General features: G+C 41.2%; 13 protein-coding genes and 1 CRISPR repeat array. All 13 genes read right to left on the bottom strand.

Going from position 1 to position 9,835, the window contains the following annotated elements; translation table 11 throughout:
• The coding region (locus ANME2D_RS18955) for a DUF4277 domain-containing protein (protein WP_157833950.1) at positions 1 to 92 on the bottom strand (92 nt) is incomplete at its 3' end.
• 97 nt (positions 93 to 189) lie between these two features.
• Complete coding sequence (locus tag ANME2D_RS02155) at positions 190 to 693, bottom strand: hypothetical protein (RefSeq protein ID WP_048088776.1); 504 nt, start codon at positions 691 to 693, stop codon at positions 190 to 192.
• 168 nt (positions 694 to 861) lie between these two features.
• A CRISPR array of direct repeats spans positions 862 to 1,834; the repeat unit is 37 nt; unit sequence GTTGCCATACTCTTCTTTTTGGAGTCTTGCTTTCAAC.
• A gap of 114 nt (positions 1,835 to 1,948) precedes the next feature.
• The gene (cas2, locus tag ANME2D_RS02150) at positions 1,949 to 2,236 is read right to left on the bottom strand and encodes a CRISPR-associated endonuclease Cas2 (protein ID WP_048088774.1); all 288 of its coding nucleotides are present in this window, start codon (positions 2,234 to 2,236) and stop codon (positions 1,949 to 1,951) included.
• Between the two features lie 2 nt (positions 2,237 to 2,238).
• Positions 2,239 to 2,661 carry a CRISPR-associated endonuclease Cas1 gene (locus tag ANME2D_RS02145; RefSeq protein ID WP_277812903.1) on the bottom strand — a complete coding sequence of 141 codons (423 nt, stop codon included), beginning with the start codon at positions 2,659 to 2,661 and terminating at the stop codon, positions 2,239 to 2,241.
• 22 nt (positions 2,662 to 2,683) lie between these two features.
• Positions 2,684 to 3,679: a PIN domain-containing protein gene (locus ANME2D_RS02140; RefSeq protein ID WP_206741762.1), complete on the bottom strand. Its 996-nt coding sequence runs from the start codon at positions 3,677 to 3,679 to the stop codon at positions 2,684 to 2,686.
• Positions 3,676 to 4,161 (bottom strand): CRISPR-associated ring nuclease, encoded by a 486-nt coding sequence (locus ANME2D_RS02135; RefSeq protein WP_157833902.1) that lies wholly within the window; start codon positions 4,159 to 4,161, stop codon positions 3,676 to 3,678. The genes ANME2D_RS02140 and ANME2D_RS02135 overlap by 4 nt, the downstream gene beginning before the upstream one ends.
• Positions 4,158 to 5,507: an RAMP superfamily CRISPR-associated protein gene (locus tag ANME2D_RS02130; RefSeq protein WP_048088766.1), complete on the bottom strand. Its 1,350-nt coding sequence runs from the start codon at positions 5,505 to 5,507 to the stop codon at positions 4,158 to 4,160. Before ANME2D_RS02130 ends, ANME2D_RS02135 begins: the two co-directional genes overlap by 4 nt.
• 7 nt (positions 5,508 to 5,514) lie before the next feature.
• Positions 5,515 to 6,267 (bottom strand): type III CRISPR-associated RAMP protein Csx7, encoded by a 753-nt coding sequence (gene csx7, locus ANME2D_RS02125; RefSeq protein WP_048088765.1) that lies wholly within the window; start codon positions 6,265 to 6,267, stop codon positions 5,515 to 5,517.
• Between the two features lie 2 nt (positions 6,268 to 6,269).
• A complete protein-coding gene (locus ANME2D_RS02120; RefSeq protein WP_048088764.1) occupies positions 6,270 to 6,818 on the bottom strand; it encodes a hypothetical protein in 549 nt (182 codons plus the stop codon).
• A gap of 1 nt (position 6,819) precedes the next feature.
• Positions 6,820 to 7,329 carry a hypothetical protein gene (locus ANME2D_RS02115; protein ID WP_048088762.1) on the bottom strand — a complete coding sequence of 170 codons (510 nt, stop codon included), beginning with the start codon at positions 7,327 to 7,329 and terminating at the stop codon, positions 6,820 to 6,822.
• Positions 7,326 to 8,423, bottom strand: coding sequence for an RAMP superfamily CRISPR-associated protein (locus ANME2D_RS02110; protein ID WP_048088760.1), 1,098 nt, complete (start codon positions 8,421 to 8,423; stop codon positions 7,326 to 7,328). Before ANME2D_RS02110 ends, ANME2D_RS02115 begins: the two co-directional genes overlap by 4 nt.
• Complete coding sequence (locus ANME2D_RS02105) at positions 8,423 to 9,058, bottom strand: RAMP superfamily CRISPR-associated protein (RefSeq protein ID WP_048088757.1); 636 nt, start codon at positions 9,056 to 9,058, stop codon at positions 8,423 to 8,425. The genes ANME2D_RS02110 and ANME2D_RS02105 overlap by 1 nt, the downstream gene beginning before the upstream one ends.
• On the bottom strand, positions 9,055 to 9,813 hold the full coding sequence (locus ANME2D_RS02100; protein WP_048088755.1) for a Cas10/Cmr2 second palm domain-containing protein: 759 nt from the start codon (positions 9,811 to 9,813) through the stop codon (positions 9,055 to 9,057). The genes ANME2D_RS02105 and ANME2D_RS02100 overlap by 4 nt, the downstream gene beginning before the upstream one ends.
• Positions 9,814 to 9,835 lie beyond the last annotated feature (22 nt).

Below are 9,835 nucleotides of genomic sequence, written 5' to 3'. Positions count from 1 at the left end.
ACTATTCTATCGATAGATGCACGAAGTTCGATCTCTTTACAAACTCCTGCTACGATTCCTAAATGATCTAAATTTTTACTACTGTAGTCCATTTTCTAAATACTGATTCGGGAGGGAGTTGTATTAAAATGTGCGGAAAATGGGGTTCAGTACTATAAATATCTTAAAGAATTGGGTTTATATGAAATATTAACTCAACATCCCCCTTTTCCAGAAGAATTGCTTTCGAGGGTTGCGCTCGTATCTCTCATAAATGCTCGGATAGAGCTCCGGGTATTTTGCCTCTTCCAGGGGGATACAGAACATCCTTTCAGGGTCATCCGGATATCCTCCAAGACCGATCGCAATAAAAGTGGGTATATTATTTTCTCTTGAGTACAGGCGGTAATCTTCTATCTTCAGCCCGTATGTCCACCGCAATTTCCCCTTATAGAGATTTGACCTGAATTTACATTCCACACTGATTTTCTCATTAGTTGGTAGATAACGAACTGTTAAATCCGGGTTGGAATCTGATTCAACCCTTATATCGTGTTTACCGGATAAATCCCTTGTCCAGTCAGCGATGCTAAAATACTTTTGATTAAAAAGCTTAGCCACGTACTTCTCAAATTCAACCCCTTTATCATAGTTTTCGTTCTCTTCTTCCAGCAATACGTCAATAACCTTTCCGATTTTATTCAATATCCCCATACACAACACCATTTTAAAATTTTATTTCATTTATGAATGCCGTAGATAATAAATCTTTTGTGGTTTTTATCTTTCTCAATAATAAGCTTAGAGCGTTTCTGAATATTCTGGACAGGATAACAGGATTAACAGGATTTAAGACACGCTCTTAAAGAACGGCACATATAAGTTGCCATACTCTTCTTTTTGGAGTCTTGCTTTCAACGCAAAGAACAGTACGCCTACATTTACAATAATCAGTTGCCATACTCTTCTTTTTGGAGTCTTGCTTTCAACATAAACCTCACTTTTCAATCACAGAATCCTAAATTGTTGCCATACTCTTCTTTTTTGAGTCCTGTTTTCAATATATCAGGTGTCCTGTGATTCATGACGATAATCATCTGTTGCCATACTCTTCTTTTTTGAGTCTTGCTTTCAACGATATAGATTTCGAAGATGTAATAAGTTCATATGAGTTGCCATACTCTTCTTTTTGGAGTCTTGCTTTCAACGCAGGTTCACGCGCACAGTGGTGCCGAAGCAGGAGTTGCCATACTCTTCTTTTTGGAGTCTTGCTTTCAATGTTTAATTGGAGGTAGTTATGTATAGCGTAAATCCGTTGCCACACTCTTCTCTTTGGAGTCCTGTTTTCACGGATCAAAGCGAACGGTGCACCAACTCCGAATATGCTGCCATACTCTTCTTTTTGGAGTCTTGCTTTCAACGAAAATAGTAATGAAAGCAGCTTTTGGCGAGGGTGGAAAGTTGCCATACTCTTCTTTTTGGAGTCTTGCTTTCAACAGTTATGGTGGATAGTCAAACTGGCAAAGACTGTGTTGCCATACTCTTCTTTTTGGAGTCTTGCTTTCAACGCAGATTGGCTATCCGAGAAGTGGGGAGAGATCAAGTTGCCATACTCTTCTTTTTGGAGTCTTGCTTTCAACACTATATGCAAATTCAACGAAGGTGATCAGTTGAGTTGCCATACTCTTCTTTTTGGAGTCTTGCTTTCAACGATAGTCGTTATTCAACTGTTTGTTCATTTTTCATGTTGCCATACTCTTCTTTTTGGAGTCTTGCTTTCAACAATAATGCAATGAATATAGTATTTAGTGATATAGCGTTGCCATACTCTTCTTTTTGGAGTCTTGCTTTCAACAGTATAGTTTTAATCTCTTAAATCACTTTTCCTCTGATAATATGCCTTCTTTTCCATATGAAAATTTGGCGGTGTGGTTCTGTCGAACTGATTTATAAACATCAGCCAACTAACTCAGACCACAAGATGTTTTCGCTCCTCTTTGGGTATATCGTAATTTATTGATCGTATGTTTTTAAAGCATCCTTTGCATATCTCTACTATGAGTATTTTCACATCTTCATGCTCAAAATCATCATATATCTGTTCGACCATGTGATTAAGATGCGTCTCGCTGATATACCCCAGAAAGACGCTGTACTGCACTCTCTGGAGATTAAAATAAAAGAGGACATCAACAAGCCTGTTCCTCAGGCTGTTATCTGTGATATCGTATGCAATTAACACAAATTTCGATGGCATGGCTACCTGTAGATAAAAGGGGTGTATTTGCCTGTTTCAAGGATTGCGGTTGCTAGTTTTTCTGCCTGTAAATCAATAATTTCAGAAAAGCTCCTTTTCTTGCTTTCATAAGAGTATTCCTGCTCAAGCCTTGTCAATATTGCTCCAGCATACTGTTTCTTGAATTTATTGCTGATAATGCATCCTTCGGGCGTTTGCCTGCTTTTCCCGCATGGCAGTATGTAGCCTGCAGGATTTCCAAAAGAATCAAGTATCACTATATCTATACCATTCTCAAGCAAAAGGCGTATAGCGCCTGTGGTAATGTTATGCTCCCCAGAGACCACCATAAGCTCGATATCGAGAGGGCTTATAACGGTGCTTTTCTCTCCAGAATCATTGTCTTCCTTTGATTCAATTTTGATTAGTTCATTATGCTTCTTCAGTTTCTTAGCAAAAGGTGCTGTATCATTGAAGTATCTCCATATCTCGCTTTATTTTTCTGGCAAGTTCGCCTTCCAGTGTGATACTCAGGTTCTCAGCATTCCAGTCATCATCAGTCTTGCCAGTCCAGATGCCGTAAATATCCATTCCATTAAGCGAAACATAGCCGTAGGTTATGGCACTGGTGTATATCAGTTCAGCAGCCTGTTCCCAGTCAATCTCAATTCTTTGTGACGCATCTGTCTGTTTCTTCACCTGTATCACGTTCATATGAGCATCGCGCGCCATTCCTGCAAAATTCATATCCCCGCTCACAAGAACCACATCCACATCATTATCCCGTTCAAATTTTTTATACGAACTGACAATCTCCAAATCTGCGCCGTCACCTGTCATGATCTCTCTGGTATGCGGGTTATTTCTGATCAGGCGGTACTCAACCGAACCAAGGCGTGCTGCCCGTGCAGAGAGCACTGGCTGGTTCGGGAAATTTTCCATAAAAGCCATCTGTGGATGGAGGTTTTGCAGATCCTCGAACCTGTATTTCCTGTCCCACTTTCGTGCAAGCTCTCTTGAGAGGAGGTACGATAGGCATATTCCGCCTCTATTTCTGTATATATCAATTATCATCCTGTTCTGCCTGAGCATCAGGATGTTGGTATCGAATCCGATGAACAGCATCTTGTCTCCTTTAAATATATCCCTCATGCACTTCTCATTGATTGCTGTCTCGATTTCTTTTGCATTTTTAGGAGGCAGTATTCCGGAGGCAGTAATAGTATCTATATAACTGTTAAAATTTGGAATCTCCTTTCCAGATTCGCCGATTGTTTTAATAGTATCAATGCGCTTCTCATTATATTCTGTTTTATTCAGGATTGAGAGCCTGCACCGCTCACCGAGCGTTATTGAATATAGTAGGTCAAGCGGAGGATAGGAGACCTCTATTATGTTCCCTCCGCTGTAATACACTTCATTGAGCAGTACCATTAACCTCTGGCGCGGTAGCAGCATGTTCATTTCTCCAGCAGCACCTTTTTCATATCATACAGCCTCTGTTCATTCGCAGGGATCTCGATAAAAGGGCGGTTCTTGTACTTTGTCACATCGCTCAGGTGCAGGTAATATACCCTGTCAGCTCCGTTCTCTGCAAGCCCGTTAGACATCGAGAATGCGGACATGAACTTTCGCCCGGGCGTCATATCAACCGCTACTTCATTGCCCTTTTTCTTTTCTTCTGTGATGCAGGAGGATAGAATCCGTGAAAAATTGATAAAATCCACTTCATCCGCATGTATTCTTTCGATAATAGCATCCTCCCCATAGGCTTCAATAATCCTCTTGGTCCATTCATTGACAACTTTAACCTCTTGTTCAACCTTACCATTCGCCACGAGGTACAACTTCTCAGGCACGTATCCCTCAAGCTCACATGCCGCCCAGAGCGTATTGATCACGGCAAACGGGCTTGAGCCTACTGTGGTTATCCAGACTTTCATCATATTCCTGCCAGATAACTGGATGTCTTAAAAATATCCACACTCTCAAACTCCATCTTTACGATGTTATTCTTAGCTGATCTGGCAGCAGCATCCCATTTTGCACTTGTTTTTCCTGTAACCACAAGACTGTTCTTCTTGATGATATCTTCTATAAGATGCACCTCTTCCCGCGTCATATTATCAAAAACCATCCACATCTTCAACACCGAACCTGAAGGTATCTTATTAGGATCATCCAGTATATCGCTGTATGCATCTGATACCAGTAACCTTGAGCGGTGGGAATCCCTCTCGGTGAAACCGAATATCTCTTTTATTTTGTTTGCATCTGCACCCTTATCAATTAAGCTGTGTCTTAAGTATCCTTTTATTGTAGATCCCGGGATAACAGGCAGTCCTCCACTTGTCACGGTCTCTTCTTCTACGCCTGGCATGATAAAGTCAGATAATGCCGTAACTTTCAGGAGAGCCACGATATGCCCTTCCGGGATTTTTTCTGCTGAATGCGCCTTATAATAGATATCAAAATCCCTCCGATCTGGATCTTTTCCTGAATCAATGGTTTTAAGATACTTTTTCCCCTCTCTCATAAGCACGCCTGCATCATAGGGCGATTCAGATATCTTAAATCTCTCATCAATTGATTTTTTCATGACTGCTATATCCCTGATATCGGCAAACCCGTTGCCCCTTGATGTGCCTCCACCAAGGTTGATCCTTTTATTATTGAATTCATCAAGAGCCAGAAGAACAAGCCCGATCTCTTTTTCATCTGCGTTGTCTATATCTATCTGTATATCAAAACAAATACCAGAAGTAACTGTTTCTTCCGTCCGCAGGAAAGTATCTGCAACCTCTATTCTTTTATTTCTAAGTGATCTTGTCCTGGTCTGAACATTGAACTTTCCATCATATATCTTATATTTAGTAGCGCAATGAGGTTGTTCTTTTACTGAACCATAGAGACCCATGCTACTCTTCGATAGATGCAAATCTCTAACCCTGATCTTGGCGCCAGCCTTCATAGAGCCAAAAATCCCGCAGGATATACATTCTCTACAGGGCGTTTTTTCTCTTGCACCTGTATCACTGACACTGATGCAGCTCTTGTTATCATTAAATGTCCTGATAATCCGCTCAACAGTGCTTCTTAACACCCCTTTAAGACTGCTCCCTGGAATATAGGGCTCATAGGCTTGCATTTGAGCGTTATATGTCTGAAGCACAGGCGCAGCAGATATCGAATAAGCCGCTGCGTTCTGACCTCCTCCTATCCGAAGAGGTGTCTCAAGCTCAAGTGCTGCTGAGATTGTCCAGCGGTTCTCAAAAACATCAAAATCAGGCATACAGACCTCAAACATTTCCCTTAATCGATCCGAGATACGCGCTCCAGCTTGTGATCGCCTGCTCTTTTACTTTCTCAAACTCTGGTTCACTGCATGGATATATCTTCCCCTCATAATTTCCTGCAAGATAATCTCCAGCAGTTATGAGCCTGAAATTATCAATCTCGATACTGACCTGTCCGAATCCTCTTGAAGTAGCATGGCCTATTCCGCCAGAGCAATAATTAAAAAACTCAATAAGACTCAAAAAAGCCCCAAGCTTTGCATTTTTATTACCAGATATATCAGGGTTCTCTATAACTGCCTCTCCATAGAACTCTGTACCGTACGGAACAGCTTCGATATCGTACTTTGCGCCGCCTTTTGCTTTTCTTGTCTTCCGCTCTATTGCCACCCCGTCCCTTATCACTGTTTTTTTACTGTTTGCAGTAGCATCTTTTATCCTCACAGAGCCTGCAAGTTCAGCACCTCCGAAAAGCATACAAACAGGGCACTCTGAACCTACTTTTCTTTTTTTACTCTTGCAGACATCCGGCACTGCGCACGTATCGATATTCAAGCCTTTTAGCAGGCGCTCCATCTCGGTGCGGAGCACTCCTTTAAGGCTGCTTCCTGGAATTATCGGAAGATCCCTATCGTTCTTCAATACAGGGCTGTCCACCTCTGCTGGCGCTGTCGTTCCATGTCCTCCTATATGAAGATCGGATTTTGTTTTTATGGTGTACTGGATAAGTGCACGGCTCTCAAGTTTCTCAAACATGGTTACCGCCTCCCATATGGTTTATATTCACTGCCTGTAACCGGTTTCCATTTCATAATATCAGAGACGATTTTTTCAACATCATCCCTGGCGCCTATAATACCAAGTTCAGCCCCAAGCATTGTTTGAAGTCTCTTTCTTATTTCGTTATCATCATTTTTAAAAGCATTGAATATTGTGATGACCGAATCAGCATTCCAGTTCGTGTAACCGATAAGATACTTTATCTTCTCGATTCGTCTCTCAGGATCACTCTCTTTATCTCCAATCTCTTTGACTTTGCTAAGCAGTAGATCAAGGAACGGGAGCATGGCTTTATCATCTTTGCCGCCTCGTTCTGCACGGGGCAGGAAATAGGATGCAGTTTTAACAAAATGGGTTATACTGGCAGATTCATCAGGGATTTCTCTTAAAGCCTCAGGCAGGGTTTTAAATTTATTCCTGGAAGAAAGCTCGTATTTACCTTCTTTGAGTTGGGGCTGCGGTATCCTAATTAATAATTCATAAGAACTTATCACTATTTCCTTTAATTCCTCTTTTGAGAATTCCATACTATCTCCTCCTGTCTTGATATCTTTCTCTTCGCTCACTTTTTCTGGGTGTTCTAACATGATCTGTTCTTGAAATTGCGGTCAGATGGTCGATTATCACTTTTGGATCTTTTATTCTCTCACAATCAAGAACAAGCTTGATCTCCTCTATTTTAGGCATTCTCTGCTCTATTATTTTGATATTCCACATCAGATATTGGGAAAATCTCATTCTTTCAGCAGGTTTTAGATTTTTAAATATCGCTTTTATATTATTAGCAATACTCTCATTTCGCTTTTTCATCTCTTGCAATTCTTCCTCAATATCCTGCGGTCTCTGTCCACGGGAAGGCTGCGGTGTGTATCCTTTTATATGCGCATCGATACCTTTCTCAAAATCCTTTGATTTTGCCAGTTCAAAGAAACCCCGGATCTGCCCGTTTGAATATGTCTCAAATCTCCCGCTCTTTAGCATTATGGAAAGCGCCGCTATCTCCCATGCCTTCTGGTTTATATCATCAAGCCCGGTCATACCAGATCACCTATCACATATATGTCTCCGTAACCGCAATTTATCATCTCGCCTATCCCATAAGCTTCAAGCGCAGTAAGAGCTTCTGCATCTCCTGAGACTCTAACGCAGCTTCCAGACCCTATGCATGGTATCAATTCAGAGAGCGAATTCTGGTTCTTAAGAGACCATCCGCGGGCAACGCTGGAGGATATCTTTGCATCGGTCAGGTCGATATCTATAGTCCCCTCTACTCCTATCGATCTAAGAGTCTTACCTGCATATTCTTTAAATGTATCATCGAACCCTATAACGGATTCATCCCCTTCTTTAAGAATCATCTGTGAATTTACGACAAGGAGTTTTGATTCCATAGCTGAGAGTTCCTCTGTGCGCTTTGCTATTTTCGCTTTAAGATCCGATTTTTCCACAAGATCGAATCTTACACTTCCGTACCCTCTCGATCTGAATCCACCCAGACCATAAAAAGTGCCGGCGTTTTTGAGAGATTCAATAATTTTATCTGCGAAATCATCCTTTACCAGAATCCTGAATCTGAATCTTGCGCCTGCTGATATGCTCTCAATATGATATGGTGAGAGTTCGTATCCTTCCTCAGCGCTGCCCATACTTGCATGCCCGGTACGCGTTATGGGGCATTTTGTCTCTATCTGTTTGGAATAAGCCCTCTGTCGCTTTAATTTTCTATCCCTGATAGATTCCAGTGACATTAATCCAGAATATTTCTTCCCTTCATGAAGACAGGGGATATTATTTTCAACATTTTTGCACTCCCTTTCATCTCTTTCTCTTGCAAAAAGAGCATCGCATCTTTTACACCATCTAAGGATAAGCGGCGAAGCCACTGTTGTTCCATTCTCCTCCACAGGATAGGCATTCTTAAAGAATATCCCCATTCTGGAGATGTCCTTTTCTTCATCGATCCCGATATTATCAAAAAGCTGCCTATCGTTTTTATAAAGATAATATCCGAGCATACCTCGAATCGTCCTGCCTGGAATATAGTCAAGTGTCTGGATGAATGTGCCCTTAGACCGCCCGCTTCCAATATGCAGAGGAGATATCGCTGTTATAAATCCTTCTAATTGAATCATTACTTTACCCCCAGATATTCATCCTGAGATATTTCAGTTATTTTCAGACCATCAATCGAATCTATTCCACCCAGTCCACGAGAGCGATCTTTTCCAAGACCATAGTGTGCCATAGAATGAATACTTGCATGCAGTAGTTTTTCTTCTGAAGCAGTCAGTGCCTCACGGATAAGGATATACCCTGAAAATTCTGTCTTACAAGGGACAGAGAGCATATTGAAAAGAGCATGTTCTGATTTTGTCTGTGTTTCTCTTTTTATCGAGACATGCATCCTTGAGACTGCCTGGATATTTTCAGCAGTTTTAAAATCGGTTATACGTATCTTCCCTTCTCTGTAATTCCCGCCCCCTTCGGTGTTCGGAACACCAAAGATACGGCAAACATCACATCTGAACCCGCCATTTTTTACCTCATCACAGAGAATGACGCTGGGATTGCCGGTTATAAAGCATGGAATACTCTCTGTGCTCCTTAATATGCGCTCAGCTTCAGTTCGCATAACGCCCTTTATGTGGGTGGCAGGGATGTATGGTTTATCATTATGATCCTTTAAGAAATCAACAAGAGATCCTTTCGATTCACCGGTCGTATGAAAATCATTCTTAAATGCAAGTGAGATTTTCAGGATTTTCATAATCCTTCCTCCTCTGTATGCCATATCTGTGGGATGATCATCTTTGCAGATTTAAGCAAGTTCTCATTTCCCAGAACCCGCACCATCCACTCGCAATCATTCAGCCAATCGATAGTTGAGTCTTTTCTGAAACCCGAAGAGTAGATCGATTTTATGAAGTTCAACCGCTCATGCTCTGTTTTACCGCAGGTGATAAGACCTGAGATCTTAGGGCGGTTCTCTCTATCCAGACTTTTAAAGATAAGATTATTCAAAAGCCCTAAATCATCTTCATTGTCAGGAAGTACAAAACAAGCATGATCATCTGATGGCATTGCGCCGCTCACCGCAGTAAATGCTATGGTGCCCTCTGGAACACGGATAAGGTTTAATTCATCAGTTCTTGCTTTATCTCTGAATGCCTTCTTTGCTATATTCTCCATTTTTCTGGTAGCTTCAAGCAGGAAATATACAGGGAACTTGGCATCTGCTATCGCTATCCCGCATGAGATAGTTACAGTTGGGTTATCAAATGTTTTTCCATTGAAGAATGTTTTTGAGAATTTGAATCTCTTGTATATGTTTTTTATCAGCATCTCGCAGAATCTGATAGCACCCTTTGCATTGATGATCAAAAGAATATCATCTCCACCAACATATATGGGATCAATTCCTGCGTACTTCTTTCTCTCATGAGTATTCTCAATTAAACATCGTGTCTGGGTATTATCTATAACCTGACTTTGACAGTTAAATAATAGTATTGTCCTCAGCATGTTTGTTATTTATGACGTATCA

Origin of the sequence: Candidatus Methanoperedens nitratireducens (assembly GCF_000685155.1) — an archaeon.
Taxonomy (GTDB): Archaea; Halobacteriota; Methanosarcinia; order Methanosarcinales; family Methanoperedenaceae; genus Methanoperedens; species Methanoperedens nitratireducens.
The sequence above is the reverse complement of the archived record's forward strand: the minus strand, read 5'-3'. Positions and strand labels throughout refer to the sequence as shown.